At 72.9% G+C, this 26,247-nt stretch carries 26 protein-coding genes; 11 read left to right on the top strand and 15 right to left on the bottom strand.

The genetic code is table 11. From position 1 onward, the window contains the following. A partial coding sequence (locus ACIGAQ_RS27335) for a maltotransferase domain-containing protein (RefSeq protein ID WP_399787184.1) occupies positions 1–567 on the bottom strand: 567 nt, incomplete at its 3' end. Positions 568–637: 70 nt separating this feature from the next. Continuing rightward, positions 638–958 (bottom strand): DUF5133 domain-containing protein, encoded by a 321-nt coding sequence (locus tag ACIGAQ_RS27340; protein WP_362279821.1) that lies wholly within the window; start codon positions 956–958, stop codon positions 638–640. A 363-nt stretch (positions 959–1,321) separates the two neighbouring features. Here ACIGAQ_RS27340 and ACIGAQ_RS27345 point away from each other — a divergent pair, with 363 nt between their 5' ends. Both ACIGAQ_RS27345 and glgX read left to right on the top strand, forming a co-directional pair. After that, positions 1,322–1,834: a pep a2 gene (locus ACIGAQ_RS27345; protein ID WP_311678842.1), complete on the top strand. Its 513-nt coding sequence runs from the start codon at positions 1,322–1,324 to the stop codon at positions 1,832–1,834. Beyond that, a complete protein-coding gene (gene glgX, locus ACIGAQ_RS27350) occupies positions 1,831–3,990 on the top strand; it encodes a glycogen debranching protein GlgX (RefSeq protein WP_399787189.1) in 2,160 nt (719 codons plus the stop codon). Before ACIGAQ_RS27345 ends, glgX begins: the two co-directional genes overlap by 4 nt. Before the next feature lie 132 nt (positions 3,991–4,122). Here glgX and ACIGAQ_RS27355 read toward each other — a convergent pair whose 3' ends face one another. Further along, complete coding sequence (locus tag ACIGAQ_RS27355; protein ID WP_311678839.1) at positions 4,123–4,926, bottom strand: VOC family protein; 804 nt, start codon at positions 4,924–4,926, stop codon at positions 4,123–4,125. Between the two features lie 251 nt (positions 4,927–5,177). Here ACIGAQ_RS27355 and ACIGAQ_RS27360 point away from each other — a divergent pair, with 251 nt between their 5' ends. Then, a complete protein-coding gene (locus ACIGAQ_RS27360) occupies positions 5,178–5,516 on the top strand; it encodes an ANTAR domain-containing protein (RefSeq protein WP_311678838.1) in 339 nt (112 codons plus the stop codon). 34 nt (positions 5,517–5,550) lie between these two features. Here the strand turns inward: ACIGAQ_RS27360 and ACIGAQ_RS27365 are convergent, their stop codons facing one another. Next, a complete protein-coding gene (locus ACIGAQ_RS27365; protein WP_311678837.1) occupies positions 5,551–6,342 on the bottom strand; it encodes an RNA polymerase sigma factor SigF in 792 nt (263 codons plus the stop codon). Positions 6,343–6,801: 459 nt separating this feature from the next. Between ACIGAQ_RS27365 and ACIGAQ_RS27370 the strand changes: the two genes are divergently transcribed. Further along, a complete protein-coding gene (locus tag ACIGAQ_RS27370) occupies positions 6,802–7,323 on the top strand; it encodes a hypothetical protein (RefSeq protein WP_311678835.1) in 522 nt (173 codons plus the stop codon). Positions 7,324–7,353: 30 nt separating this feature from the next. Here ACIGAQ_RS27370 and hemC read toward each other — a convergent pair whose 3' ends face one another. From hemC to ACIGAQ_RS27390, 4 genes are all read right to left on the bottom strand, one after another. After that, positions 7,354–8,289: a hydroxymethylbilane synthase gene (gene hemC / locus ACIGAQ_RS27375; RefSeq protein WP_399787194.1), complete on the bottom strand. Its 936-nt coding sequence runs from the start codon at positions 8,287–8,289 to the stop codon at positions 7,354–7,356. 68 nt (positions 8,290–8,357) lie between these two features. Then, positions 8,358–9,380 (bottom strand): questin oxidase family protein, encoded by a 1,023-nt coding sequence (locus ACIGAQ_RS27380; RefSeq protein ID WP_399787197.1) that lies wholly within the window; start codon positions 9,378–9,380, stop codon positions 8,358–8,360. Positions 9,381–9,478: 98 nt separating this feature from the next. Continuing rightward, positions 9,479–10,252, bottom strand: a complete 774-nt coding sequence (locus ACIGAQ_RS27385) for an NPP1 family protein (RefSeq protein WP_399787200.1) — start codon at positions 10,250–10,252, stop codon at positions 9,479–9,481. 139 nt (positions 10,253–10,391) lie between these two features. Continuing rightward, complete coding sequence (locus tag ACIGAQ_RS27390; RefSeq protein ID WP_311678828.1) at positions 10,392–11,372, bottom strand: RNA ligase family protein; 981 nt, start codon at positions 11,370–11,372, stop codon at positions 10,392–10,394. 261 nt (positions 11,373–11,633) lie between these two features. Between ACIGAQ_RS27390 and ACIGAQ_RS27395 the strand changes: the two genes are divergently transcribed. The 4 genes from ACIGAQ_RS27395 (at position 11,634) to ACIGAQ_RS27410 (ending at position 15,203) form a co-directional block, all read left to right on the top strand. After that, entirely contained in the window at positions 11,634–11,819 is a 186-nt protein-coding gene (locus ACIGAQ_RS27395; protein WP_399787204.1) for a hypothetical protein, read from the top strand. Positions 11,820–11,961: 142 nt separating this feature from the next. Then, a complete protein-coding gene (locus tag ACIGAQ_RS27400; protein WP_399787207.1) occupies positions 11,962–12,342 on the top strand; it encodes a MauE/DoxX family redox-associated membrane protein in 381 nt (126 codons plus the stop codon). Beyond that, on the top strand, positions 12,339–12,806 hold the full coding sequence (locus ACIGAQ_RS27405) for a peroxiredoxin (RefSeq protein WP_311678825.1): 468 nt from the start codon (positions 12,339–12,341) through the stop codon (positions 12,804–12,806). Before ACIGAQ_RS27400 ends, ACIGAQ_RS27405 begins: the two co-directional genes overlap by 4 nt. 60 nt (positions 12,807–12,866) lie before the next feature. Next, the gene (locus ACIGAQ_RS27410; RefSeq protein ID WP_399787210.1) at positions 12,867–15,203 is read left to right on the top strand and encodes a SpoIIE family protein phosphatase; all 2,337 of its coding nucleotides are present in this window, start codon (positions 12,867–12,869) and stop codon (positions 15,201–15,203) included. Positions 15,204–15,207: 4 nt separating this feature from the next. Here ACIGAQ_RS27410 and ACIGAQ_RS27415 read toward each other — a convergent pair whose 3' ends face one another. Together ACIGAQ_RS27415 and ACIGAQ_RS27420 are read right to left on the bottom strand one after the other, a co-directional pair. After that, entirely contained in the window at positions 15,208–15,822 is a 615-nt protein-coding gene (locus tag ACIGAQ_RS27415; protein WP_399787213.1) for a DNA polymerase ligase N-terminal domain-containing protein, read from the bottom strand. Between the two features lie 39 nt (positions 15,823–15,861). Beyond that, entirely contained in the window at positions 15,862–16,692 is an 831-nt protein-coding gene (locus ACIGAQ_RS27420) for an aldo/keto reductase (protein WP_311678821.1), read from the bottom strand. 97 nt (positions 16,693–16,789) lie between these two features. Here ACIGAQ_RS27420 and ACIGAQ_RS27425 point away from each other — a divergent pair, with 97 nt between their 5' ends. After that, a complete protein-coding gene (locus ACIGAQ_RS27425) occupies positions 16,790–17,854 on the top strand; it encodes a LacI family DNA-binding transcriptional regulator (RefSeq protein WP_311679277.1) in 1,065 nt (354 codons plus the stop codon). Here the strand turns inward: ACIGAQ_RS27425 and ACIGAQ_RS27430 are convergent. The 4 genes from ACIGAQ_RS27430 to ACIGAQ_RS27445 are packed head-to-tail and all read right to left on the bottom strand — an operon-like array spanning position 17,817 to position 22,427. After that, the gene (locus ACIGAQ_RS27430; protein WP_399787216.1) at positions 17,817–19,196 is read right to left on the bottom strand and encodes a glycoside hydrolase family 32 protein; all 1,380 of its coding nucleotides are present in this window, start codon (positions 19,194–19,196) and stop codon (positions 17,817–17,819) included. The genes ACIGAQ_RS27425 and ACIGAQ_RS27430 overlap by 38 nt on opposite strands. Further along, entirely contained in the window at positions 19,193–20,047 is an 855-nt protein-coding gene (locus ACIGAQ_RS27435) for a carbohydrate ABC transporter permease (RefSeq protein WP_399787219.1), read from the bottom strand. The genes ACIGAQ_RS27430 and ACIGAQ_RS27435 overlap by 4 nt, the downstream gene beginning before the upstream one ends. A 17-nt stretch (positions 20,048–20,064) precedes the next feature. After that, a complete protein-coding gene (locus ACIGAQ_RS27440) occupies positions 20,065–21,021 on the bottom strand; it encodes a carbohydrate ABC transporter permease (protein WP_399787222.1) in 957 nt (318 codons plus the stop codon). Beyond that, a complete protein-coding gene (locus tag ACIGAQ_RS27445; RefSeq protein WP_399787225.1) occupies positions 21,018–22,427 on the bottom strand; it encodes an extracellular solute-binding protein in 1,410 nt (469 codons plus the stop codon). The genes ACIGAQ_RS27440 and ACIGAQ_RS27445 overlap by 4 nt, the downstream gene beginning before the upstream one ends. A gap of 163 nt (positions 22,428–22,590) precedes the next feature. Here ACIGAQ_RS27445 and ACIGAQ_RS27450 point away from each other — a divergent pair, with 163 nt between their 5' ends. Together ACIGAQ_RS27450 and ACIGAQ_RS27455 are read left to right on the top strand one after the other, a co-directional pair. Continuing rightward, complete coding sequence (locus tag ACIGAQ_RS27450; protein WP_399787228.1) at positions 22,591–24,132, top strand: glycoside hydrolase family 32 protein; 1,542 nt, start codon at positions 22,591–22,593, stop codon at positions 24,130–24,132. A 74-nt stretch (positions 24,133–24,206) separates the two neighbouring features. Beyond that, the gene (locus tag ACIGAQ_RS27455; RefSeq protein ID WP_399787231.1) at positions 24,207–25,181 is read left to right on the top strand and encodes a TauD/TfdA dioxygenase family protein; all 975 of its coding nucleotides are present in this window, start codon (positions 24,207–24,209) and stop codon (positions 25,179–25,181) included. Between the two features lie 4 nt (positions 25,182–25,185). On the opposite strand, the gene ACIGAQ_RS27460 is transcribed toward ACIGAQ_RS27455, so the two are convergent. After that, on the bottom strand, positions 25,186–26,214 hold the full coding sequence (locus ACIGAQ_RS27460; protein ID WP_399787233.1) for an LLM class flavin-dependent oxidoreductase: 1,029 nt from the start codon (positions 26,212–26,214) through the stop codon (positions 25,186–25,188). Between the last annotated feature and the right edge of the window lie 33 nt (positions 26,215–26,247).

The following is a 26,247-nucleotide window of genomic DNA, read 5'->3' on the forward strand; positions in this document are numbered from 1 at the left end:
CAGCGGCTCACTGCTCGTGACCAGGTCCCGCAGCGGATGGCGGTCCAGCACCGCGTCCACCTCGGGCGTCAGCGCCGCCGCCAGCCGGGACGCCGGGGAGAGCGTGTCGTCGCGCAGGGTGCGCACCGCGTCGAGCAGCACGGCGCGGCCGGCGTCCTTCGGCACACCGGCCGCCGCCCGCTCGTACAGGTCGGCACCCTCCTCCAGGACCAGGCCCGGGTCGATGCCCGCAGGGACCTTTATCCCCGCCGCGTGGCGCCAGGTGGCCACCGGGTCGCTCCATGCCTCCACCCGGTACGTCCAGCGGCCCTCGGCGCCCGCGGTGACCTCGGCACCCCAGCGGTCGCTGCCGGGGGCGAGCTCGCGCATCGGGGTCCACGGTCCGGGGCGGCCCTCGGGATCCTTGAGGACGACATTGGCGGCGACCGCGTCGTGCCCCTCCCGGAACACGGTGGCGGTGACCTGGAACGTCTCGCCCACGACCGCCTTGGCAGGCCGGTTGCCGTTCTCCACCGCAGGCCGGACGTCCCGTACCGGGATACGGCCGATGGGCCGGGTCTTGCTCATGGTCCTCACCTCCACCGTGCTCGACAGCCGGGCCGGGGCCCGGTCGGGGGACAGCTGTGCGGGAAGGCCGTCACCTTCCCGCCGGGGATCGCCGCTCGGCCGCCGGCGTGCGGCACTCCACGGCCTGCGGTCCTCGCCCGACCGCGGCGACCGGACGGGGCCGTTCGCTCAGCTCCTGGGCGGGGGCGACCTGATGCGCGCGCAGGTACCGCTCGGCCGCGTCCGCCGCCTCCCGCGCACAGCGCTTGCCCATCAGCACGCACAGGGTGTAGCCCGAGTCCTCGAACGTGGCCCGCACCGTGCGGTCGTTCGGTGCCGCGAGCATCACGCGTTCCCAGGCCCGGTAACGCCGCAACTGCCGGGCGACTTCGGCTTTGGCGGGTAGCAGCATGGCGCCGATCACCTTTCGGGCTCGAGGGGCACGGTCTCCCGACGGTCGGACGGCGTGCCGTGCGCACAGCGGCACGGACCCGTGACGGCGATCGAGTTCTTCACACATGGTGCACGGGTGATGACGCAGCGTCTTGTTGGAGGTTCAACCAATGGCCGTTCCGCTGCGCCGATCAGGGCATCACGACCCGCTCACTTGTGTGCTCCGCCGACTCAAAGGTGCGCTCGTGTTGCACGAACGGGCTAGCACCCTCAGGCTGAGGGTGACTCAGAAGCGATACGCGCTCACGTTCCGTGTTCGGGGCTCGTCCCGCAGGACCGCGGGAACGAGGAGGAGCTGAGCTTCGCGGTGAGGAGCCGACCGATGAAGACCGCAGTGCCCTGCTACTACCACCTCGACGTGGAAGTCAGCCCGGACCGGGTGGGACAGGTCAGCCGTATTCTGGCCGCTCACCTGAAGTTCTGGGATCTGGACAACCTGGTCCAGCCCGTCTGCGGCGGTGCCGAGATGCTGCTCAAGGCCATCGACGAACACGCCACGGACAAGAACACGTCGATCGAGATGTGGTGGAACGGGCAGCACCTGATCACCGCCATCGGGGACAACGACCGGGCGCTGCGCCCGGACCAGGAGCTGCGCGGCTGCCTGGAGCACCTCGCCGCCGTGAGCGACGGCTGGGGCTGCTGCGCCACCGAGACCGGCAGCAAGGTCATCTGGTTCTCGCAGCGCGCCCGGGCCGGCGAACGCGTCCCGCTGGTGCCGACCGCGCCCGCCCCGCAGGAGAGCGAAGGCCTCGAAGTGCCCCGAGAAGAACGCGTCACCCAGCTGGCCGCCCCGGCGGTCCTCCCGGACGAGGTCCTGGAGGACGCCCGGTGACCCGGCGGCAGACACGGAAAGGGGTGTCCGCGTGGAGCGGGCGCCCCTACCCGCTGGGTGCGGCCCACGACGGAGAGGGCACCAACTTCGCGCTCTTCAGCGAGGTCGCCGAACGGGTCGAGCTGGTCCTCGTCGACGACGACGGCACCCACACGACGGTGCCGCTGAACGAGGTCGACGGGTTCGTCTGGCACGGCTACCTGCCCGGAGTCGGCCCCGGCCAGCGCTACGGCTACCGCGTGCACGGGCCGTGGGCTCCGGCCGCGGGCCACCGCTGCAACCCGGCCAAGCTGCTCCTGGACCCGTACGCCCAGGCGGTGGACGGGCAGATCGACAACCACCCCTCCCTCTACGAGCGGAACCCGGACGGCCCCGACCCGGCCGACAGCGCCGGGCACACCATGCTGGGCGTGGTGACCGACCCCGCCTTCGACTGGGGTGACGACACCCGGCCGGGCCGGGCGTACGCCGACACGGTGATCTACGAGGCGCACGTCAAGGGCCTGACCCGCACCCACCCCGAGGTGCCCGACGACCTGCGGGGCACCTACGCCGGGCTGGCCCACCCCGCCGTGGTCGAGCACCTCACCTCGCTGGGCGTCACGGCGGTGGAACTGATGCCGGTCCACCAGTTCGTCCACGACGGCGTGCTGCACGACCGGGGCCTGGCGAACTACTGGGGTTACAACACCATCGGCTTCTTCGCGCCGCACAACGGCTACGCCGCCCACGGCACCCGGGGCCAACAGGTCACCGAGTTCAAGCAGATGGTGAAGACCCTGCACGCGGCCGGGCTCGAAGTGATCCTCGACGTGGTCTACAACCACACCGCCGAGGGCAACGAGCTGGGCCCCACCCTGTCCTTCCGCGGCATCGACAACTCCTCGTACTACCGCCTGGTCGACGGCGACTGGGAGCACTACTACGACACCACCGGCACCGGCAACAGCCTGCTGATGCGCCACCCCTACGTGCTGCAGCTGATCATGGACTCGCTGCGGTACTGGGTCACCGAGATGCACGTCGACGGCTTCCGCTTCGACCTGGCGGCGACGCTGGCCCGGCAGTTCCACGAGGTGGACCGGCTGTCGGCGTTCTTCGACCTCATCCAGCAGGACCCGGTGATCAGCCGCGTCAAGCTGATCGCCGAGCCGTGGGACGTCGGCGAGGGCGGCTACCAGGTGGGCAACTTCCCGCCGCTGTGGTCGGAGTGGAACGGCATGTACCGCGACGCGGTCCGGGACTTCTGGCGGGGCGAGGACCACACCCTCGGCGAGTTCGCCTCCCGGCTGACCGGCTCCTCCGACCTGTACCAGCACAGCCGGCGCCGCCCGCGCGCCAGCGTCAACTTCGTCACCGCGCACGACGGCTTCACGCTGCGCGACCTCGTCTCCTACAACGACAAGCACAACGAGGACAACGGCGAGGACAACCAGGACGGCGAGAGCACCAACCGGTCGTGGAACTGCGGCGCCGAGGGCCCGACCCGCGACCCGGCCGTCCTCGACCTGCGCGGCCGCCAACAGCGCAACTTCCTCGCCACGCTCCTGCTGTCCCAGGGCATCCCGATGCTCTGCCACGGCGACGAACTCGGGCGCACCCAGCGCGGCAACAACAACGCCTACTGCCAGGACAACGAGATCTCCTGGATCGACTGGCGGCTCACCGAGGAACAGCGCGCCCTGCTGGAGTTCACCCGGTACGTCATCCGGCTGCGCACCGGCCACCCCGTGCTGCGCCGACGCCGCTTCTTCCTGGGGGAGACCCTCACCCGCGCCGATCAGCCGCTGCCCGACCTGGTGTGGCTGGCGCCGGACGCCTCAGAGATGACCGACGACGACTGGCAGCGCGGCGACGCGCACTCCGTCGGCGTCTTCCTCAACGGCGACGCCATCGCCGAGCCCGACCCGCGCGGGCGCCCGGTGGTGGACGACTCCTTCCTGCTGCTGCTCAACAGCCACTGGGAGCCGGTCGACTTCCGCCTCCCGGACGCGGCCTACGGCGAGCGCTGGACGACCCTGATCGACACCGCCGACCCCGAGGGCACGCCCGACGAGTCGGAGCACAAGGCGGGCACCGGCCTGACCGTCGAAGCCCGCAGCCTGGTGCTGATGTCCCGGCCGTCCCGGGCCGCGGGCGCCGGCACGGCCGGCTGACCGGCCCGTCGGTCGAGGAGAGGGCCCCGCGCACCGCCCGGTGCGCGGGGCCCTCTCCCTGCTCCCGGGCCCTCTCCCTGCTCCCGGGCCCTCTCCCTGCTCCCGGGCCCTCTCTCTGCGCCCGCGGATCAGCTAGGTGTCGCGGCGCGCCGTCACGGTGAACTGGGCGCCGTCGTGGTCGCGCAGCACCGCCTCGTCACCGCCCTTGGACAGCACGCTGCCGCCGTGCAGTTCCGCGGCCCGGGCACAGGCCTCCACGTCCTCGACGAAGAAGTGGACCTGCCAGTGCGGCCGGATCGTGGGATCGGGGGCCGCCTCCAGCGCGCCCGACTCGATCCGCGCCACCACGTCACCGCGGCTGCGCAGCACGACCTCGCCGCCCTCGTAGTGGACCTCGCAGCAGCCGGGACGCCCCGACGCCCAGTCGAGGACCTCGCCGTAGAAGATGGCCGCGTCGAAGGCGTCCCGGGTGTGCAGCGTGATGAAGGCCGGCTGGGCGTTGCGCCAGGTCTCCCAGTCGGTGAAGAGGTCGCCCTCCCAGATCCCGAAGGTCGCCCCGTCCCGGTCGGCGAGCAGGGCCGCACGCCCGGGCGGCAGGGAGATCGGGCCGACCGCGGTCGTGCCCATGCGCTCCTGCACCCGTGCCGCCGCCTCGTCCGCGCTGCGCACGGCGAAGTAGGGCGTCCACGCCACCGCCATCTGCCACATCGTCGCCACCCCGGCGATGCCGGCCACCGGAGAGCCGTCCACCAGCGCGATGCGGAACCGGTCGCCGAGCTTGGCGGGCCGCCACTGCCAGCCCAGCACGGCCCCGTAGAACTCCTCGGTCGCCTTGACGTCGCGGCTGGTCAGACTCACCCAGCAGGGTGCCCCGAACACGGAGTGCGAGGACAGCACGTCCTTGGTGCCGGAGGAGGTGGGCATGTCGTGGTTCATGGCAGTCGCGTCCTGATCTCGTCGGCCTGGCAGCCACCGGAGGGATGACACCAGTGTCCAACCGGAACCGCGGTGGGCGCCTGCCGAGTACCCCGGCGACAGTGCCGAAACGGTGTCCGGAACCGGCTGCTCCGCCCCGGTGGCACCGGGCGGGCCGAGTGACGACCATGGAGGGGTCGGACACTGCGTCAAGGCACTCAAGCACTCCGTGAGGCCATCGGGACAGCGGCGCACCGGACCGGGAGGTGACCATGCCCACGGACGGGGGCTCGGAGCGGATCCTCGCACTGCAGGAGGAGGTCCAGCAGCTGAAGGAGGCGGTCGTCTCCCACGCTGTCGTGGACCAGGCGATCGGGATGGTCGTGGCGCTCGGGCGGGTCTCGCCCGACCAGGGCTGGGACGTGCTGAAGGAGGTCTCCCAGCACACCAACATCAAGCTGCGCAACGTCGCGGAGCTGATCCTCGTCTGGGGCCGCACCGGTCTGATGCCCGAGGAGATCAGGGCCGCGCTGGAGGACGCCCTGGACCGCGCCGGACCGACCCAGATCCCGGGGGCGCCGCAGGCGCCGGGGACGCCGCCGGAGGCATGACCTCCGGCGGCGTCCGGCCCGTCCGGTCGCCCGCTCAGCGGTTCTCGGCGAGCAGTTCCTCACGCAGATGGGCGAAGCAGCTGCTCAGCAGCCGGGAGACGTGCATCTGCGAGATCCCGAGCTGCTCGGCGATGCGGCTCTGTGTCATGCCCTTGAAGAACCGCAGGTAGAGGATGACCCGCTCGCGTTCGGGCAGCGCCATGAGGCAGGGCTTGACGGCGACGCGGTTGACGACGGTGTCGAAGGCCGGGTCGGGCCCGCCGATCGCGTCGCCGAGGGCGTAGCCGTCGGTGCCGGGCATCTCCGCCTCCAGCGACAGCGCCGAGAAGCACTCCAGCGCCTCCATGCCGGTGCGCACCTCGCCCTCGGTGAGCTGGGCGTACTCGGCGATCTCGGCGATCGTGGGGGAGCGGCCGGAGGTGGTCTGCGACAGGTCCTTCACGGCGTGGCGCACCCGGTTGCGCAGGTCCTGGACCCGGCGCGGGACGTGCAGCGTCCACATGTGGTCGCGGAAGTGGCGTTTGATCTCGCCCGTGACCGTCGGCACGGCGTAGGCCTCGAAGGCGTTGCCGCGCGCCGGGTCGTAGTGGTCGACGGCCTTGACCAGGCCGAGGGCCGCGACCTGGTACAGGTCCTCCAGGGCCTCGCCGCGGCCGCGGAAGCGGACGGCGATCCGCTCGGCCATCGGGAGCCAGGCCTCGACGAGCTCGTCGCGCAGTGCCTTGCGCTCGGGCCCGTCGGGCAGCCGCACGAGACGGGCGAACGCCTCGGCGGTGTCGGGGGCGTCGTCGTGGGGGTGCGTTCGGGTGCTGCCGGCGATACGCATGGTGCGCACCTCCCTGAGCAGGTGCGGAAGGGACGGTCACCATGGGAGGCGCGGACGCGGACCTCACGGGGCACCCGGGGCCCGGTCGGCCGGCTCCCACGGACGTGCCTCCTGTCCGAAGCACTTCACTGCCCAAGGCCGGGCAGCGACACAAGAAACAATTCCGACAATACGGCATTCGGTGCTCCTTGGCGCCGCCACGGCGACCGGAAACCTCGACGCACCCCTCCCCGGACCGCCCCGGCGGCACGGGTCGGCCGACCTGTGATCTTCACTCGTGGAAGTGATGTGCGGCACGCCCGGGCAAGCGCTTTCTCCTTTTGCTGCCGGATAACCGCTGGGCACGGCTTGATCACCGATCAAATGGGATGAACTGCCTGGCCACAGCGCATTCTGCTCATTTGACAGTGCGCTGAGACCACAGATAGGAAGCAGCTTCCAGAGGTCGAGAGGTGCAGTGTGTACGAGCCGAACGTGGTCGGGGACTGGCAGGAGTACGACGAGCATGCCGGTCTGCGTGTCCGCGTCCACCGTCTGGAACTGTCCGAGCCGCCCCGAGGCCGCGACGACGCCGCCGACGGGCTGACGTACTTCTCCCTGCGCGTCACGGTCGAGAACCGGGGCAGCCGGCACCTCGGCATCCACCTGGAGGACGGTCAGATCGACGTCCGGCTCGGCCCCGACGGCGAGAGCGCCTTCCTCGACTGGCGCAACTCCCAGTTCATCGAGGGCTTCGACGTCTATCCGCTGCGCCGGGTCACCGCCGTGCTCTACGCCGCCGGCCCCGAGGCGTCCCTGGGGCTGGTGGACGTCCAGGTCCAGCTGCGCGTCGAGGAGGAGTGGACCGGCAGGCGGCTGTGGTCGGGCTGCATCGGCGCGCCCGGGGGGACCACCGAGGCCCAGCAGGGCGCGGTGCGGGACAGCCTGGCGCACCAGGTGAGCGTGTTCCTGCGGGACCAGGCGGAGGAAGGCACCGCCTGATCCGGCGTCAGCGGCCGGGCGCCGCCGAGGTCAGTGCGGGATGCCGTCGATGATCTCGCGGGCGCCCTGGCGCAGCAGGGCCACGGCGACGGAGGTGCCGAGCGTGGCCGGGTCGAGCCGTCCCGCCCACTCGTGGGCGTTCAGCCTGGTCTTGCCGTCCGGGGTGAACACGCAGGCCCGAAGGGACAGTTCACCGCTGCGGTCCACCTGCGCGAACCCGGCGATCGGGCTGTTGCAGTGCCCCTGCAGCACGTGCAGGAACATGCGCTCGGCGGTGGTCTCCCGGTAGGTGTCCGGGTCGCCCAGGTCGCTGACCGCGTCGATCAGGGCCGCGTCGTCCTCACGGCACTGGAGCGCCAGGACACCCGCTCCGATCGGCGGCATCATCGTCTCGGTCGAGAGGATCTCGCTGATCACGTCCGTCCGGCCGATGCGCTCCAGCCCGGAGACGGCGAGCAGCAGGGCGTCGGCCTCTCCCGCCGCGAGCTTCGCCAGCCGCCGGTTGGCGTTGCCCCGGAACGGCACGCACTCCAGATGCGGGTGCGTGGCGGCCAGTTGCGCGACCCGCCGCACCGAGGAGGTGCCGATCCGGGTGCCGGCCGGCAGCTCGTCCAGGGTGAGTCCGTCCGGGTGGATCAGGGCGTCCCGGATGTCGTCCCGCTTGAGGAACGCGGCGAACACCGTGCCCGCCGGGAGCGGCCGGTCGGCGGGGATGTCCTTCACGCAGTGCACGGCGAGGTCGGCCTCACCGGCCAGCAGTGCCGCGTCGACCTCCTTGGTGAACGCGCCCTTGCCCTCGACCTGGGACAGATCGCCCATCCACTTGTCGCCGGTGGTCTTCACCGGGACGACCTCGGTGCGCACTCCGGGACGGGCGGCCGCCAGCTCGGTCCGGACGCGCTCCACCTGGGCCAGGGCCATGGGGGAATCGCGGGAGACGATGCGGATCAGTTCGGGGACGGACATGCCGACACGATAGACCCTCCCGCGGGTGCGTCCGTGCCGTACCTCCCCCGACCGCCCGCCGGCGCACGTCAGTTCGGGGTGAGCGGCCGGCTGAGTTCGATCGCCCGCAGTGCCGCGGCCAGGGCCCGCTCGTCGCCGACGTCGAGAGCGGTGTCGGTGAGCTTGACGACGTGCTCGTCGCCGTGGGCGAGGGCCAGGTCCAGCACCTCCTGGGCCGTGTGTCCGGGCGCGGGGACGAAGGCGGCGGGCTCAGCCGGGGCGTACATGGCGGTGACCGCGGCGGACGCGGTCCACGCGGCGTGCAGACTCGGCGCCCACAGCTCACGGGGCAGGGAAGGCAGGGTGCGCAGCACGGCGTTGGGTGCCGTCGCCGCGTGCACGAGCATGGTCTCCTCGCCGTGGCCGTGGGTGGCGTACCGGTGGGTCGCGGCCCGGACCAGTTCGGTCAGCCGGGCCCGGGCCGTGTCCGGGCCGGTCACGTCGCCCGCCCACCGCGGCAGCCGCCGGACGGCGGCCAGCCGGTCGGGGAAGCCGCCCCGGGGGTCGTCGACCGGTGGCACGGCGTCCAGTGACCGCGCGGCGTCCGGCGCCGCGGGCAGCGGGACGATGCCGGACACGGGGTGGTGCCGGGCCGCCCAGTAGCCCAGGCCGTGGGCGAGTTCGGCCAGCCGCGGCGCGTTCTCCGCGGCCTCCAGGGCCCGCACGGCGTGCCCGACGCGGATGACGGGGTGCGTGGAGCCGCCGTAGAGCCCGGGCAGCAGGCGGGGCCACCAGGCGGCGAGGACGTCCCGCCAGGGGTGTTCGGCCAGTGCGCGGCGGAAGTGGGCGATCCAGTCCGCGGCCCGGCGGGGATCGCCCAGCGCCGCACGCCAGTTGTCGTCCGTCACGGCCGCGAAGGGCCGGGGGAAGTCCTCCAGCTTGGGCCGGTACAGGTCCAGCCAGCGGTGCACGGCGTCCGCCCTGCCGTGCGCCGTGAGCGCCTCCACGACCATGGGGGCGTGGTTGGTGAGCCTGCCGAGCCGCTCGGGGCCCGAGGCGTGGAGGCGTTCGAGGGCCTCTTCGAGCGTCCCTGTCGTGTCGTGCGTGTCCATGCCCGGACGCTACGGGGCCGCCTGGGGCGGCGGATCGGCCGCGGGGCGGAACCGGGACCCGGCCGGAAGGCCTACGCCCTCCGGCCGGGCCGGCGGCGTCACGCGTACGGGTCGAAGGCGATGCCCGACGGCTTGGCCGTGGCCAGGTGACTTGCGAAACTGGCGTCCTTCAGGCCGAAGTTGGCGCTGCCGAAGTTGTACGACGTGAGCTTGTCGCGCACGCCGGCCGGGTAGCCGTTCCAGCCGACCAGCGGCGGGTACTGCCAGGTGCCCTTGTGGTTCTCCGGCGGCTCGTCGTTGGAGTTGGCCAGCCGGAAGCAGTGCGTGCTGATGCCGTCCTTGTGGTAGACGATCTTCGGGTGCGTGCCGTCGAAGCGGACCGAGGACGCCGCGTGCACGGTGAACGAGCCGTGGTTGGACGTCGAGACGTACTTGACCTGGTCGTCCTGCACCCACACGGCGACGTGCTCGAAGTCGTGCCGGTGACCGCCGATGCTGCTGCCCGGCAGGGCCTGGTCCTTCTCGAAGTACAGCGCGTACAGGATCGCGCACCAGCCGTTGTTGCACTTGTAGCGCGAGTAGCCGTTGGTGTTGTCCAGGTCGGAGGCGTCCCGGCAGTTGCCGTTCAGGGCGCCGGTCGGGTTCAGCCCGCCGTTGACGGAGCCGTCGGGGCCGATCGCGGCCGAGGAGTAACAGCCGTCGGTGTCGTAGTCGTAGGCGGGCTGGTACGTCCGCTCCAGTGCCTCCGCGTCGGCGGGCAGGGCCGGCGGCGGGGCGGCGAAGGCCGTGGCGGGGAAGGCGAGGACCAGGACGGCGGCACCGGCTGCCGCGGTGAGCCATCTCCTGCGCGATGCGAACGGGCGTGACGACACTGCGTCCTCCTCTTGGGCGCAGCCCAACGGCTGTGGGGAAAAGGGAAGTTCAGCTTCCAGGCTGAACGCGTCCATGCCAAGAGGGGTGGAAGGTCTCACGGGTGAATCCCCGCCCAACAGTCGGCGCCCGACTGCCGGTTCAGACCAGGTCGTCCGGGATGTCGGCCGCCGCCTCCTCGGGCGCGAGGTCCGGCCGCAGCCGCAGCCACGACGGCTGGCGCAGCAACCCCTCCCGGGTGCGGGTGCTGTAGCGGACCTCGCCGACCAGCCGGGGGAGGACCCAGTGCGCGCCCGGAGCGCGCGGAGCCGGGTCGAAGGGGCAGGTGTCCGTCGCGGCCGCCGCCAGCAGCCCGGCCAGTTCCGTGCGCTCCGCCTCGCTCCAGCCGGTGCCCACGCTGCCGACGTAGCGCAGCCGTCCCGCGGCGCGCTGCCCGACCAGTACCGCGCCCGGCAGGCCGGTGAGCCGCCCCTTGCCCGGCTGCCACCCGCCGACCAGGACGTCCTCGGTGAGCATGTTGCGGATCTTGATCCAGGCCCGGGAGCGCACCCCCGGTTCGTACACCGAGTCCAGCCGTTTGCAGACCAGACCCTCCATGCCGTGCTCGCGGGTGGCGCGCAACGCCTCCGCGCCGTGGCCGACGATCGCGGACGGAGTCGACCAGGAAGGCCCGGCCAGGCCGAGGCCCTCCAGCGCCGAGCGGCGCCGCGCGTAGGGGAGCCGGAGCAGCGACCGGCCCGCCAGGTGCATCACGTCGAACAGCACGAGATGGGCCGGTACCTCCGCCGCCCGCCGTGCGGCCCGGGCGGGGGCGTGGGCCAGGCCCATCCGGGACTGCAGCAACTGGAAGCTCGCACGGCCCTGCGCGTCCAGAGCCAGGATCTCGCCGTCCAGGACGGCGGGCGTGTCCCCGAGGGCGGTGCCCAGTGGCCGCAGCTCGGGGTAGGCGCCGGTGATCTCGTCGCCCGAGCGGGCCCGCAGCAGCACGCTGCCGTCGCCGGGGAGATAGACCACCACGCGCTGGCCGTCCTGCTTGGTCTCGTAGGCCCAGCGGGTGTCCTGCGCGGCGGGCGGCAGGGAGCCGGACGTGGCGAGCATGGGCGGGATCAGCGGCAGGTCCACGGGTTGAGTTGTCGACGGGCCGGGGCGGCGTCACGCCCCGATGCCGTGTCTTTCCCCTGAACGGCGCTGACCGTCGCGGCGTGCCCCGGCGAGGAGCGCGGATCGGCAGCATCCCCACACCACCGCTGCCCGGACGCCCGTCGGCCGAGGTCGTCGAGATCGGGCGCTCGCCGCTGCGGCAGGTCGCCGGCTCCGGGCCGCTGCGGCCGGGCGAGCTCGTGGCGCGGCCGGGCGTGGGTTCGCGAGGCCGGAGGGCGCGGCATGCGGGTGGCCCTGCCGGAGTGGTCGCCCGAGGAGCTGCGGCACCTCGCCACGCTGTTCCACCGCAGGGTGGGCGACTTCCTGGCGCACGAGGGGCCGAGAGGAGCCGGAGCCGCAGCCGCCGTCGGCCGGGAGGGGCCCTCGGCCGGAGTGAGCCGAGTGCGGTGGGAGGCGAGTGCGGTGTGAGGCGAGTGGCCCAGGATGACGCTCGTACCGCTCGGTCGGCCGGCCTCGACCGGCGCCCGTCGCCGTGGCTCGCAGGGCCGCGGGCAGTGTCCTGACTACCGTCCAGTAATATCGCGCGGCAGGCCCCCCCAGAGGAGGAACCGTGCCCTGGTCCGACCGCTCGCCCCTGCTGCTCGCCGGCCTGCTGGCCACCGCGGGCGTCGCCCACTTCGCCGCGCCGCGTCCCTTCGACGCGATCGTCCCGGACGCCCTGCCGGGCAAGCCCAGGACCTGGACGTACGCCAGCGGCGCCGTGGAGCTCGCCCTGGCCGCCGGCCTCGCGGTGCCCCGGACCCGCAAGGCGGCCGCGCTGGCCTCGGCGGCGTTCTTCGCCGGGGTGTTCCCCGCCAACGTGAAGATGGCCGCCGACTGGCGCCACCGCCCCGCCCCGCAGAGGGCCGTGGCCTTCGGCCGGCTGCCCCTGCAGGTGCCCCTGGTGCTCTGGGCGCGCGGTGTCGCCCGGAACGCGGAGGGCCGGTCGTGACCGCGCGCGTGGAGGCCGGGGACAAGGTCGAGGACTTCGCCCTGCCCGACGAGACCGGCACGGTACGCAGCCTGTCCGCCCTGCTCGCCGAAGGGCCCGTCGTGCTCTTCTTCTACCCGGCCGCCCTCACTCCCGGCTGCACCGCCCAGGCCTGCCACTTCCGCGACCTCGCCGCCGAGTTCGCCGCCGCCGGCGCGCGGCCCGTCGGTATCAGCGGCGACGCCGTCGAACGGCAGCAGGAGTTCGCCGGGCGGCACGGCCTCGGCATGCCGCTGCTCTCCGACGCCGACGGTGCGGTCCGTGAGCGGTTCGGCGTGAAGCGCGGTTTCTCCCTCGCCCCCACCAAGCGCACCACCTTCGTCATAGCGCAGGACTTCACCGTCCTGGACGTCGTCCGCAGCGAGCTGCGGATGAACGCGCACGCCGACCGGGCGCTCGCCGCCCTCCGGGCCGCACGGGGCTGACCCCCTCGCGCGGGCGGCCGCGCGGTTGATACCGAGCGGCAAACGGACAATCCTGGACGAATGGAGGACGCCTCCGCCGCTGCGATCATCGACGCCCGCGGCATCGTGACGGGGTGGAGCGAGGGTGCCCGGCGGCTGACGGGCTATCCGTCCGCGGAAGCCGTCGGCCGGGCCGCACGGGAACTGCTCGCCGAGGACGTGCCGCCCGCGGCGGTGACGGCGCGGTCGGGCACCGTCATGGTGCGCCACCGCGACGGCTACCTGGTCGGAATCCGGGTCAGCGGCTGCGCCGTGACGGGGCCCGACGGAGAACCCGGCGGTTACGTGATCACCGCCGCGCCGCCCGGCCGGGCGGAGACCTCGCTCGCGGGGCGCGCGTTCCAGCAGGCCTCCGTGTCGATGTCGGTCTTCGACACCGGCCAGCGCTACCTGCGGCTGAACGAGGCCGCCTGCCACGTGATGGGCGTGTCCGAGGAGGCCCTGCTCGGACGCCACTTCCCCGAGACGGTGGAGGAGGCGGACCACAACCGGGGCTTCGACTGGCATCTCCGCCACGTCGTCGAGACGGGCCGGCCTCTGCGCTACGAGAGCTACACCGGCGCACCGGCCCTGAACCGGGAGCACGCCTGGGTCACCGAGATGTGGCCGGTCCGGGACGCCGCCGGTGAGCTCGTCGGCACCGCGCTGGCCGCGTTCGACAGCACCGACCAGTACTGGGCGAGGCAGCGGCTGGCCCTGCTGAACGAGGCCGCTGCCGCCATCGGCACCACCCTGGACGTGGTGCGGACCGCCGAGGAGGTGATCGGGGTCGTCGTGCCCGGGTTCGCCGACTTCGCGAGCGTCGACCTGTCCGACTGGGTCCTCGGCGCGGACGAGGCGCCGGCGGTGCCCGCCGAGGCGATCTCCCTGCGCCGCGTCGCCCACGGCTCGGTCACCGAGGGCACCCCGGAAGCCGCCGTCCACCTGGGGGACGCCGACGTGTACCCGTCCTTCTCACCCATCGCCCGGGCCATGCGGGAGGGCCGGGCCGTCGTCGCCCAGGCGGGGGAGCCGTCCTTCATGCGCTGGGTCGCCGAGCGCAACGCGCGCGCCCCCGGCGGACGCCCCTACCGGCTGGGCGCGCACTCGATGATGGCGGTGCCGCTGCGCGCCCGCGGCACCACCCTCGGCGTCGCCGTCGCCGTGCGCATCCACCAGCCGGACGACTACGGCGAGGACGACGCCGTCTTCGCCGAGGAACTCGCCAGCCGGGCCGCCGTCTGCGTCGACAACGCCCGCCGCTTCGCCCGCGAGCGCACCACCGCCCTGGCCCTCCAGCACAGCCTCCTCCCGAAGGGCCTGCCGGGCCAGGCCGCCGTCGAGGTCGCCCACCGCTACCTGCCCTCCGGCTCCGCGGCAGGCATCGGCGGCGACTGGTTCGACGTGATCCCGCTGTCCGGCAGCCGCGTGGCGCTGGTGGTGGGTGACGTCGTCGGTCACGGCATCCCCTCCACGGCGACCATGGGCCGGCTCGTCACGGCCGTGCGCACCCTCGCCGACGTGGACCTGCCGCCGGACGAACTCCTCACCCACCTCGACGACCTGGTCACCCACCTCGCCTCCGACGGCGACGACGTCCCGGAGCTCGGCGCCACCTGCCTCTACGCCGTCTACGACCCGGTCGCACGCCGGCTGAACCTGGCCGCGGCCGGGCACCCCGCCCCCGCCCTGGTGCTGCCCGACGGCTCCGCCCGGCTGATCCCCATGAGCGCGGGGCCCCCGCTGGGCGTCGGTGGGCTGCCGTTCGAGGCGACGGAGCTCCAGCTGCCCGAGGGCTCCGTCGTCGCCCTCTACACCGACGGGCTCGTCGAGGACCGCGACCGCGACGTCGACCACGCCACCGCCGAGCTGTGCCGCGCCCTGACCGTCCCCGCCGACTCGCTGGACGCGCTGTGCGACACCGTGCTGAAGTCCGTCCTGCCGGAGGAGCCAGGCGACGACGTGGCCCTGCTGCTGGCCCGCACCCGGGCGCTCGGCACGGGCGAGGTCGCCACCTGGGACGTGGCACCGGATCCCGCGCAGGTGGCCGCCGCCCGGCAGGCCGCGACCGAGCAGCTCACCGCGTGGGGCCTGGACGAGGCGGCCTTCGTCACCGAGCTCGTCGTCAGCGAACTGGTCACCAACGCGATCCGGTACGGCGCACCGCCCGTTCAGCTGCGGCTGATCCGCGACCGGACCCTCATCTGCGAGGTCTCCGACGGCAGTTCGACCTCTCCGCATCTGCGCCGGGCCCACCAGGACGACGAGGGCGGGCGCGGCCTGCTGCTGGTCGCCCAGCTCACGCAGCGATGGGGCAGCCGGCAGACCACGCGCGGCAAGACCATCTGGTGCGAACAGCCACTGCCCCCGCTCCCCTGACCGCTCACCCCGCTCCTCCGGCCTCCGCGGCGACCTGGGCGAGGGTGCGGCCGGACGTCGCGGACCGGGCCCGGCGCGGATCGGGGGCGCCGCGTCCGCCGCCATCACCGGCGCGCCGCACCAGCAGCCACGCCTCCCCGCCGGCGCCGTCCCGGTCGCTGCGGAACCGGGTCAGGGCGTACGCGCCGTGCAGTTTCGACCCGTGCAGCCGGAACGTGGCGTGTCCCCGCTCCAGCGACTCCGCGAAGTCGACCGGCCGCCCCTCGCGGTCGTGGCTGAGCGGCTCGTACGTGCCGTGGTCCCACACGATGACGGTGCCGCCGCCGTACTCGCCGCGGGGGATCACGCCCTCGAACTCCTCGTACTCCAGCGGATGGTCCTCCGTGGGCACGGCCAGCCGCTTGTCCTTCGGGTCCGCCGAGGGGCCCTTGGGAACCGACCAGGACTTCAGCACGTCGCCGACCTGGAGCCGGAAGTCGAAGTGCATCGTGCTCGCGTCGTGGATCTGCACCACGAACCGGGGCCGGTCCCCGGCGGAGGTCCCGCTGCCCCGGGGCTCCCCGGTCCGCCCGAAGTCGCGCTTGCTGCGGTAGTCCCGCAGCCGGTCCCGGTCGGCCACGTGCGGCTCCTTCCTGCCCGGGCGCGCCCCGGGTACCCGTCAGAACTCCTCGTGCACCTCGGGGTCACCGCCGACCCGCCGCCGCTCCCGGTCCGCGATCGCGGTCATCTCCTCCTCGCCCAGCTCGAAGCCGAACACGTCGAGGTTGGCGCGCTGCCGCTCGGGGCTCGCCGACTTCGGGATCGGAACCGCGCCGAGCTGGGTGTGCCAGCGCAGCACGACCTGACCGGCGCTCACCCCGTGCGCCTCGGCGATGCGCGCCACGGCCGGGTCCCGGAGCAGGGGCGTGCCCCGCCCCAGCGGGCTCCAGCTCTCGGTGACGATGCCCTTGCCCGCGTGGAAGGCACGCAGCTCCTCCTGCGGCAGGAACGGGTGCAGCTCGATCTGGTTCACGGAGGGCAGCACCCCGGTCTCCTTCTCCAGCCGCTCGATGTGCGCGGCCGTGAAGTTCGAGACGCCGATCGACCGCACGAGTCCGTCCTCACGCAGCTTGATCATGGCCTTCCAGGAGTCGACGTAGCGGTCCACGCGGGGCAGCGGCCAGTGGATGAGGTACAGGTCGACGTACTCCAGACCGAGGCGGGCCCGGGACTCCTCGAAGGACGCCAGGGTCTCCGCGTAGCCGTGGTGGCGGCCCGGGAGCTTCGTCGTCACGACGATCTCCTCGCGCGGCACCACACCGGCGGTCACGGCCCGGCCGACCCCCGTCTCGTTGCGGTAGTTCGTCGCCGTGTCGATCAGGCGGTAGCCCGCCTCCAGGGCCGTGAGGACGGCCTGCTGCGCCTCGTCGTCGCCGAGCGGCCAGGTGCCCAGGCCGAGGGCGGGGAGCGTCGTACCGTCGTCGAGCGTGTGCGTCGGGATGCTGATCACCGTCGGACCTTCCCGTTGACTGTGTCGTCCCTCCAGCGTCACGGATAGGGTGAGCAATGATCAACCGGACGGCTGGGGGACGAGGGCGGCGGACGGCATGGGCGGTGCCGAGGAGAAGACGGCGACGGGACCGGGACGACCCACCTCACGGGACGTCGCCCGGCTCGCCGGTGTGTCGCACACCGCGGTGTCGTTCGTGTTCAACGGCCGGGCCGACGGCAACCTCTCACCCGCCACCCAGGAACGCATCCGCGAGGCCGCGGCCCGGCTCGGCTACCGGCCCGACCCCGTCGCGCGCGGCCTGCGCAGCCGCCGTACGGCCGTGATCGGCCTGGTCACCGACGAGATCGCCTCCTCGCCCTTCGCCGGGCGGCTGCTGCGCGGCGCCATGGACACCGCCTGGGCCGGCGAGCACCTGGTCCTCACCGTCGACTCGGGCGGCGACCCGGCCAAGGAGGACGCGGCGGTCGCCGAACTCCTCGACCGGCGGGTCGACGGCATCATCTACGCGGCCATGTCCCTGCGCCGCGTCCGCGTCCCCGAAGGCCTGCACCGCACCCACTCCGTGCTGGCCAACTGCCTGCCCGGGGACGACTCGCTGCCCGCCGTCGTCCCCGCCGAGCGGGCCGGCGGCCGGACGGCGGCCCGGCTGCTGCTGGAACAGGGGCACCGGCGGGTCGCGCTCGTCGGCGGACAGGACGACATCGCCTCGGTGGAGCGGCTGCGCGGCTTCCGCGACGCGCTGCGCGCCGAGGGCATCACCGTGCCGAGGGACTGGGTGGTCCGCACGGGCGGGGAGATCTCCAGCGGCCACGAGGGCGCCACACGGCTGCTCGACGGGACACCGGCCGAGCGGCGGCCCACCGGGATCTTCGCGTACAACGACCGGGTCGCGGCCGGTGTCCTGCACGCCGCGACCCGGCTCGGGATCTCCGTCCCGGGGGAGCTGTCGGTGGTGGGTTACGACGACCAGGAGCACATGGCCGCCCACCTCGCGCCGCCCCTGACCACCGTCGCCCTGCCCCACCGGGCGATGGGGGAGACCGCCGCGCGGCTCCTGCTGGACGCGATCGCCACCGGCCGGACGCCGCCCGCCACCGTGCGGCGCCTGGCCTGCCCGGTCATCAGCCGCGCGTCGGTGGGACCAGCTCCCATCCGGTGACGGCCGCGCCGGGTCCCGTCACCTCCAACTGCCTGACGTCGTCGGCCCGTTGGTAGACGCGCTCGGTGACCGTGGCCCGGTCGCCGAGGAACAGCTCGTACAGGGAGCCGTCGACCAGGACGCGTACCGTCAGCTCCTCGCCCCGCGGCACGGGGACGACGACCGGCGCTGCGGTGTCCGGGCGGGGCCAGGCGTCCCGGTCCAGCGTCACCGTGCCCGCGACCGGGTCCAGCCGGACCGTCAGCTCGGCGCCCGAGGCGGAGCGCAGCAGGCTCACGGTGGTCCGTCCGCGTGCGGAGACGGTCAGGTCGTAGGCCGCGGGCAGCGGGGTCCGGCCCGGCGCGGTGACGAACGGCTCGCCGGCGCGCAGCCGGTCCAGTTCCGGGGCCGGGCTCACCCGCAACGAGCCGTCCGGGTGGACGTCGACGACACGGGGAGCGGTCAGCACGCCCGCCCAGGCCGTGTCGCCCTGCTCCCGGGCCTCCCAGGACCACCCCCACATCAGGGCGCGGTCCGGCTCCTGGAGCACGGCCGGGGCGTAGAAGTCACGGCCGTGGTCCAGCCGGCCGCCCGCGCGTGCCGAGAAGCGCGGCTGAGCGTCCAGATGGCCCGTCAGATACCCGGTGGTCCACGGACGGCCGTCCCACAGCGACAGCACCAGCACCCACGAGCCGTCGCTCCCCGCGTACAGCTGCGGGCACTCCCAGCCGGTGGCCCGGTCCCCGAACGCCGCCCGGGCGGCCGGGTCGCGCCCGTCCAGGAGCACCCCGGCGAACCGCCAGTCGGTCAGGTCGTCGCAGTCGTACAGCAGCACCGACGGGGTGCCGTCGGCGTGCCCCGCGCCCACCAGCGCCCGGCGCCGCCCCGCGTGCCGGAAGACGAACGGGTCGCGGAACATCACCACGTCCAGGCCCTCCGGCGGGCCCGTGACCACCGGCGTGGGCAGCGTGATCCAGTCGGTCAGCAGCGGGTCGTCCGGGTCGGCCGCCCGGGCCAGGCAGATCGTGCCGAGCCCGGTGTGGTGCCGGTCGACCCCGGTGTAGACGGCCGTCGGCACGCCCCCGTCGTCGACCGTGCAGCCCGACCAGCAGCCCGCCTCGTCCGGGCCGCCCGGCGTCGGGGTGAGCGCGATCGGATGGTGCTCCCAGTGCGCGAGGTCGGGGCTGGAGGCATGGCCCCAGTGGACGTTGGCGTGCACCGGGGCGTCCGGGTTGTGCTGGTAGAAGAGGTGGTAGCGGCCGCGCCAGCGGAACGGACCGTTGGGGTCGTTCATCCAGTGGGCGGGCGGGCGGACCCGGAAGCGCGGGGCGTGCGGGTCCTGCGGCAGAGCGGCGAGGCTCAACGGTTGACTCCAGCGGAGGTGATGCCCTCACGCAGAGGGCGCTGGCCGACGACGAACACGGCGACGGCGGGGATCATGGACAGGACGACACCGGCGAGCACCACCGAGATGGAGCCGGTGCCGAGGTTGCCCTGGAGGGAGACCAGCCCCAGCGGCAAGGTGTAGTTCTGGCCCGACGTCTCCAGGATCAGCGGCCGGAAGAACTCGTTCCAGTGGTAGTTGAAGGCCAGGACGCCGACGATCGCGAGGCCGGGCGCGGCCAGCGGGGCGTACACGGACCGGAAGGTCCGCCAGGGCCCGGCCCCGTCCAGCATCGCCGCCTCGCCCAGGTCCTTGGGCATGCCGAGGAAGTACTGCCGCATCAGGAACGTGCCGAAGGCGGTCGGGAACGCCGGGACGATCAGACCGAGCAGGGTGTCGGTCAGGCTCATCGACTTCAGCACCAGGAACACCGGCACGACAGTGACCTGCAACGGCACCATCATCGTCGCCAGGACGAGGCCGAACAGCGGCTTCTTGAAGCGGAACTCCAGCCGCGCGAAGGCGTATCCGGCCAGGCCCGCGGTGACCATCTGGCCGACCGCGATCAGGCCCGTGACCAGCGTGGAGTTCAGCGCGAGCAGCCAGACGTCGATCTGGTCGAACACCCCGCGGTAGGCCTCGGTGGAGGGGTTCGCCGGGATCAGGCTCGGCGGCAGGTCGAACGCCTCGGCCGGCGTGCGCAGCGACGTGGAGACCGTCCACACCACCGGGCCCAGGGTGAGCAGCGCGCACACGGCCAGCCCGGCGATCCGCGCCCAGGGCGCCAGCCCGTGCCGCAGGCGGCCGGAGGACAGGGTTGCTTGACTCATGACAGGACTCACCCGGCTCACTGGTAGTGGACGAAACGCCGGCTGAGCCGGAACTGGAGGGCGGTGACCGCCATGATCAGGACGAACAGCAGCACACCCACCGCGGACGCCTCACCGAAGCGAAGCTGCTCGAACGCCGTCTCGTAGATGACCATCACGACCGTGCGGGTGGAGTCGCCCGGGCCGCCGTCGGTGAGGACGTAGGGCTGTTCGAAGACCTGGAGCGCGTTGATGATGCCGACGACGGAGGCGACCAGCAGGGTCGGCGACAGCAGCGGCAGGGTGACGCTCAGGTGCTTGCGCAGGCCCGTCGCGCCGTCCAGGGCGGCCGCCTCGTGGATCTCCTTCGGAATGTTGTTCAGGCCGCCGACGAACAGCAGGAACGAGAAGCCGAACTGCTGCCAGACGTAGACCAGGACCACGGTCGCCATGGCCGCGTTCTCCGACGTCAGCCAGGGCACCGGGGCGATCCCGACGAAGCCGAGCAGCCAGTTGATCACCCCGAAGTCCTGGTTGAACAGGTACTTCATCACCACCGAGATCGACGCCGCGGACAGCACCAGCGGGAAGAAGAACGCCGAGCGGAACACCGACCGCAGCCACACCGGCATGCGCCCGTTCACGGCCAGCGCGAGCGTGAGCGCGACGAGCAGTTGCAGCGCCACGGCGAGCACCATGAACACCAGCGTGTTGCGGAAGGACACCAGCACGGTCTCGTCGCCGAACACGTCGCCGTAGTTGGAGAGTCCCGCGTAGGACGGGGAGTCGATCACGTTCCAGTGGAAGAGGCTCAGCACCACCGAGCCGGCGATCGGCACGACCGTGAAGACGACGATGCCGACGATCGTCGGGGCCAGGAACAGCGTGGCGAGCAGCCGGGTGCCGTGGTCACGGGCCGGGGGCCGCTCCGGCTCCGGGGGGGAACAGGCCTCGGGACGTGTGGTCCGCGCCGGGGTTGTCCGGGTGTTCGTCATACCTCACGCTCCATGGCCTTCTCCAGATCGCCCTGCATCCGGCGCAGCGCCGGGCGCACCGAGCGCGGCGAGGCCAGCGCCGTGCCCGTGTGCTTCAGCAGCACCTGCTCGACCTCGGCCACCTGCGGCGGCGCCGGGATCGGCCCGGTGTCGGGGAAGCGGTCGAGGGTGTCGTAGAAGACCGGCCAGTGCGCCGGGCCGGTCTTCTCGTACCGGTCGGCGGTGAGCAGCGAGCGGCGGGCCGGGGTCGTCTGGTTCGTGGCGAACAGCCGCTCCAGGGTGTCCCTGCGGGCGGCGTACTTGATGAACTCCCACGCCTCGTCCTGCATCGTCGAGGTGCGCAGCAGCGCGTAGCCGGCCGCGCCGTACTGCATGCGCTGGGTGCGCCAGCGCGGGAAGTACTGCACGTCGAACCCGTCGCGGTCCATGCCGGCCAGGTGCAGGCCGCCCGCCCAGAAGCCGCCCGCCGGGGTGACGCCGACCCGGCCCGTGGAGAACACGCCGATGAGGTTCTGGCCGTTGCCGCCCTCGGGGCGGGTGCACAGACCGTCCTGGATCAGGGAAGCCAGATAGTCGTAGACCTCCTCCACCCGGTCGTGTGTGGCCTGCGGTGTCGTCCAGCGGAAGCCGCCGCCGCGGCCCGTGCGCTGCCCGGCCGGGTAGAAGCCGTCCCAGAGCCACCGGCCGCCGGGGGCCTTGGACTCGGCGAGCAGATTGGTGTCGTTGGCGAACAGCCAGGGCACGACGCCGCCCCAGAGCCGGTTGGTCCAGAAGTACGGCGTGAAGCGCGCGCCGCCCGTCCTCTTCATGTTCCGCAGCAGCGCCGTGAAGTCGTCGCGGGTCCAGTCGGCCGGGGGGAACGCGGCGCCCGCCCGCTTCAGGACCTGCCGGTTGAAGTACATGTCGGCCGCGTTGAACTCCACCGGCAGCTGGTACAGGCTGCCCTCGTACATCATCGACTCCACCAGCGAGGGGTGGACGTCCGCGAAGTACTCCTTCAGCTCGGCCGCGTCCCGCTGCACCCACTTGTCCAGCGCGACACCGAGGCGCCGGGCGAACAGCTGCACGCCCTCGGTGGCGACGTAGACGAGGTCGGGGGCGGTGCCGGCGGCGACCTGGGTGAGGATCTTCGCGAAGAAGTCCGACCAGTCGACGGCCTGCACCGCGTTGATCCGCAGCCTGATGTCGGGGTGCAGCTCTGCGAAGCCCTCCTGGAGCGTGCGGATGGCCTCCGGCCCGTAGGCGGGGCCCAGCGTGGCGACGACGAGGGAGCCGTCGTCCCGGCCGGGGATGTCGGCTCCGGTGAGCCGGTCCCAGCTCGCGGCGGTGCCGGCCAGGGCGGCGGCCCCCGCGCCGTAGGCGCCGTACCGCAGCAGGGCCCGGCGGGTGAGGTGCGAGTCGGTCATCGTGTCAGGGGCCTAACTCGTGTTAGCCGTGGGTTGATGCCCCAGATGATGTGAGGGTGGAGGGGAGCTGTCAAGGCGTGCGGCCGCTTGACCTTTAACGAGTTAGGTCCGAAAGTCCTGAACCCATGAGCCACCGTTTCCGACGAGAGGGACGAGGTCTGTGATGGGCGGGATCACCAGGAGAGCACTGTTCGCCGGGTCGGCCGTGGGGGCCGCCGGAGCCCTGCTGCCCGCGGCGGACCCGGCCGTGGCCAAACCGCGCACGGCCGTCGCGAGCTACCGCGCCGCCTACCACTTCACCGTGCCCGGGCAGTGGAAGAACGACCCGCAGCGCCCGGTGTGGATCGACGGGGAGTACCACTACTACTACCTGCACAACGCCGACTACCTCGCCGGTGAGATCGGCACCGCCTGGCGGCTGGCCACCAGCCGTGACCTGGTCTCCTTCACCGACCGGGGGATCGCCGTGCCCAAGGACACGACCCCCAACGGCGACGTCTGGTCGGGCTCGGCGGTGGTCGACAGCGGCAACACGGCGGGCTTCGGGGCGGGGGCGGTGGTGGTCCTGGCGACCATGTCCCCGCAGGACGGACCGACCGACCAGGCCCAGTACCTGTACTACTCCACCGACGGCGGCCGCACCTTCGCCCCGCACGGCACCGACCCGGTGCTGCCCAACCCCGGCGTGCGCGACTTCCGCGACCCGAAGGTGATCCGCGACGAGGAACGCGGCCGGTGGGTGATGGCCCTCGCCGAGAACGACAAGGTGGGCTTCTACCACTCCGCCGACCTCAGGTCGTGGACGTACGTGAGCGGTTTCGTGCGGCAGGGCATCGGGGTGCTGGAGTGCCCCGACCTGTTCCGCATCCGCGCCGCGGACGGCACGGCGAAGTGGGTGCTGGGCGTGAGCGCCAACGGCAAGGGCGCCGGGCTGCCGAACACCTACGCCTACTGGACGGGCTCCTTCGACGGCACCGCCTTCACCGCCGACGCGGCCGATCCCCAGTGGCTCGACCACGGCTGGGACTGGTACGGGGCCGTCACCTTCGACCGGCACGCCGCCGACGGCACGGTGGACGAAGGGACCCGGTACGCGATCGGCTGGCTCAACAACTGGGACTACGCCCACATCGCACCCACCATCGACAGCGACGGCTTCAACGGCACGGACTCGATCGTCCGGGAGGTGACGCTGCGGCGCGGAGGCGACGGCACCTACCACCTGGCGTCCCGGCCGGTCGCCGCGCTCGACCGGTACGTGACGCGCACGGTGCGGCTCGGCGACCTGGAGGTGGAGGGCACCCGGCTCCTCGACCACCGCGGCACGGCCTACGAAGTGACCTGCGAGATCACCTGGGACCAGCTCGCGGGCGCCGGGCTGCAGCTGAGGCGCTCCCCGGACGGGGTACGGCACATCGACGCGGGTGTCCACCGGGACTACGCGTTCCTCAACCGCCGCCCCTCGGTGTCACCCGACATGACCGGCCGCTTCCAGGAGAGCCGCAGCCCCTTCGACCCGGCCCGGCGCGCGGTGCGGCTGCGGATCCTGGTGGACCGCACGTCCGTGGAGATGTTCGTGGACGACGGCCGGTACACGCACTCGACGGCGGCCTTCCCCTACCTGGTGGACACCGGGCTCGCGCTGTTCACCATGGAGGGCAGGGCGGTGTTCCGGGACGTCGTGATCCGGGAGTTCACCGTCTGAGGCGGTGTCGCCACCGGCGGGGATCGCTGTCACGATCTTCGGGACGGACCCGGACCACGACCAGCGGAGTGCGCATGACGACGGACAGCCGGACGACGGACGAGGCGGCGCGGGAGGCCGGGGTGGAGGTGCGGCCGGTCGCCGGGTACATCGGCGCCGAGATCCACGGCGTCGACCTGGCCGGCGAGCTCGACGACACCGTCGTCGCCGCGATCAGGGCGGCGGTGCTGCGGTGGAAGGTCGTGTTCTTCCGCGGCCAGCGGTTGGACCACGCCGGGCACGTGGCGTTCGCGCGGCGGTTCGGGGAGCCGGTGGTGCTGCCGCGCCGGGGCACGGCCTCGCCGCCGGACTTCCCGGAGATCGAGACGACCGCCGACCGGCTGGAGCTGGGCGGACGGTTCGGCATGGAGCACGACGAGTGGCTGCGGCGCCGTCGCCACACCCTGCTGCGCGGCTGGCACTGCGACCACGGCGCCCGTGTCGACCCGCCCGCCGCGACGATCCTGCGCGCCGAGACCGTCCCGCCCTACGGCGGTGACACCACCTGGGCGAACCTGGCGGCCGCGTACGCCGGGCTCTCCGCGCCCCTGCGGGCTTTCGTCGACGGGCTGCGGGCCGAGCACCGGCTCGGCGTCGGCTACCAGCCCCGGCCCGGCGACGACGCCTACGTCCGTCACCTGCTGGACCGCCAGGTCGCCTCGCTGCACCCCCTGGTGCGCGTCCACCCCGAGACGGGCGAGCGGATCCTGTACGTCAACGGCTACTACGTCGAGCAGATCGCCGGCCTCTCCCGGCCCGAGAGCGGCGCGATCCTGGAGCTGCTGCTGGAGCAGGCGGTCCGGCCCGAGTACACCGTCCGGTTCCGCTGGGAGCCGGGCAGTGTGGCGTTCTGGGACAACCGCGCCACCATGCACCTGGCCCCCGGCGACACGGCCCACCTCGACCATCCGCGGATCATGCACCGCGTGATGCTCGCCGGGGACGTGCCGGCCGGGGTGGACGGCACCCCGTCGGAGGCCATCACCGGGAGCGAGCCGGGGCGGTGGTGACCTGTCAGGCGGCAGGCCGCCGGCCCAGCGCCGGGCCCAGCTTCGTCGCCATGTCGGTGAGGATCTGCACGTAGTCCTCGTGCGCGAAGGTGAACGGCAGCGCGAACGCCACCTCGTCCACCTCACGGAACCCGGCGTGCGCGTGCAACCGCTCGGCGATCTCCGCCGAGGTGCCCACCAGATCCGGCGCGAACAACAGCCGCGCCGGGCCCTGCGGTTCGGCGGTGCGTGGGGTGCGGCGCGCGGCGTACTCCTCGTACCGGGCCCGCTGCCCGGCCGAGGCGGAGTCCGTCGGGATCACGACCAGGCCCTGCGAGACCCGGGCGGCCTCGCCGTCGGGGTGAGCGGCCCGGAAGGCGCGGATCTGGGCCGCCTGGATCTCCGCGAAGTCGTAGGGCCCCTCGGGCGCCTCCGCTTTCACGACGCTGCTGGTGAGGAGGTTCATGCCGTGCTCGCCCGCCCACCGGGCCGAGCGCAGGCTGCCGCCGCCGTACCACAGGCGCCGCCCGAGACCGGGGGAGTGCGGCTGCACCCGGTCCGAGAAGACCTCGAACCCCTCCACACCGCTGAAGTCCGTCACCGGTTCGCCCCGCACGAAGTCCAGCAGCCGCTCCACCCGGCCGTAGCCGAAGTCCTCGGCGTCGGCCGTGTCGGGGTAGAGGGCGCCCTTGACCTGGTCGAAGTGCATCGGCGGGCCCACGCTCACGCCCGGGTTGAGACGGCCGCCGGACAGCAGGTCGACGGTGGCCAGGTCCTCCGCCAGCCGCAGCGGGTTCTCCCAGCCGAGGGGGATGACCGCGGTGCCCAGCTCGATGCGGCGGGTGCGCTGCGAGGCCGCGGCCAGGACGGCGACCGGGGAGGAGACGCCGTACTGGAGATGGCGGTGGCGCACCCACGCGCTGTCGAAGCCGAGCCGCTCGCCCAGCTCGATGATCTCCAGCGTCGACTCGTGCCCCCGGCGCGGATCCCGCTCGTCGAACAGGCCGATGGTCAGGAAACCCAGCTTGCGCAGCGGTCGCGGAGTCGGTGGCACGGGCCCTCCATCATTGAACCTTCAATGGCATAT

This window comes from Streptomyces sp. NPDC085932 (genome assembly GCF_044540525.1).
Taxonomy (GTDB): domain Bacteria; phylum Actinomycetota; class Actinomycetes; order Streptomycetales; family Streptomycetaceae; genus Streptomyces; species Streptomyces levis.

What these genes read in the sequence shown, in the direction of transcription:
- ACIGAQ_RS27340 (WP_362279821.1), bottom strand. Translation starts at nt 958, where the DNA reads ATGCTGCTACCCGCCAAAGCCGAAGTCGCCCGGCAGTTGCGGCGTTAC.
- ACIGAQ_RS27345 (WP_311678842.1), top strand. Translation starts at nt 1,322, where the DNA reads ATGAAGACCGCAGTGCCCTGCTACTACCACCTCGACGTGGAAGTCAGC.
- ACIGAQ_RS27355 (WP_311678839.1), bottom strand. Translation starts at nt 4,926, where the DNA reads ATGAACCACGACATGCCCACCTCCTCCGGCACCAAGGACGTGCTGTCC.
- ACIGAQ_RS27360 (WP_311678838.1), top strand. Translation starts at nt 5,178, where the DNA reads ATGCCCACGGACGGGGGCTCGGAGCGGATCCTCGCACTGCAGGAGGAG.
- ACIGAQ_RS27365 (WP_311678837.1), bottom strand. Translation starts at nt 6,342, where the DNA reads ATGCGTATCGCCGGCAGCACCCGAACGCACCCCCACGACGACGCCCCC.
- hemC (WP_399787194.1), bottom strand. Translation starts at nt 8,289, where the DNA reads ATGTCCGTCCCCGAACTGATCCGCATCGTCTCCCGCGATTCCCCCATG.
- ACIGAQ_RS27380 (WP_399787197.1), bottom strand. Translation starts at nt 9,380, where the DNA reads ATGGACACGCACGACACGACAGGGACGCTCGAAGAGGCCCTCGAACGC.
- ACIGAQ_RS27395 (WP_399787204.1), top strand. Translation starts at nt 11,634, where the DNA reads ATGCGGGTGGCCCTGCCGGAGTGGTCGCCCGAGGAGCTGCGGCACCTC.
- ACIGAQ_RS27410 (WP_399787210.1), top strand. Translation starts at nt 12,867, where the DNA reads ATGGAGGACGCCTCCGCCGCTGCGATCATCGACGCCCGCGGCATCGTG.
- ACIGAQ_RS27425 (WP_311679277.1), top strand. Translation starts at nt 16,790, where the DNA reads ATGGGCGGTGCCGAGGAGAAGACGGCGACGGGACCGGGACGACCCACC.
- ACIGAQ_RS27435 (WP_399787219.1), bottom strand. Translation starts at nt 20,047, where the DNA reads ATGAGTCAAGCAACCCTGTCCTCCGGCCGCCTGCGGCACGGGCTGGCG.
- ACIGAQ_RS27440 (WP_399787222.1), bottom strand. Translation starts at nt 21,021, where the DNA reads ATGACGAACACCCGGACAACCCCGGCGCGGACCACACGTCCCGAGGCC.
- ACIGAQ_RS27445 (WP_399787225.1), bottom strand. Translation starts at nt 22,427, where the DNA reads ATGACCGACTCGCACCTCACCCGCCGGGCCCTGCTGCGGTACGGCGCC.
- ACIGAQ_RS27450 (WP_399787228.1), top strand. Translation starts at nt 22,591, where the DNA reads ATGGGCGGGATCACCAGGAGAGCACTGTTCGCCGGGTCGGCCGTGGGG.
- ACIGAQ_RS27455 (WP_399787231.1), top strand. Translation starts at nt 24,207, where the DNA reads ATGACGACGGACAGCCGGACGACGGACGAGGCGGCGCGGGAGGCCGGG.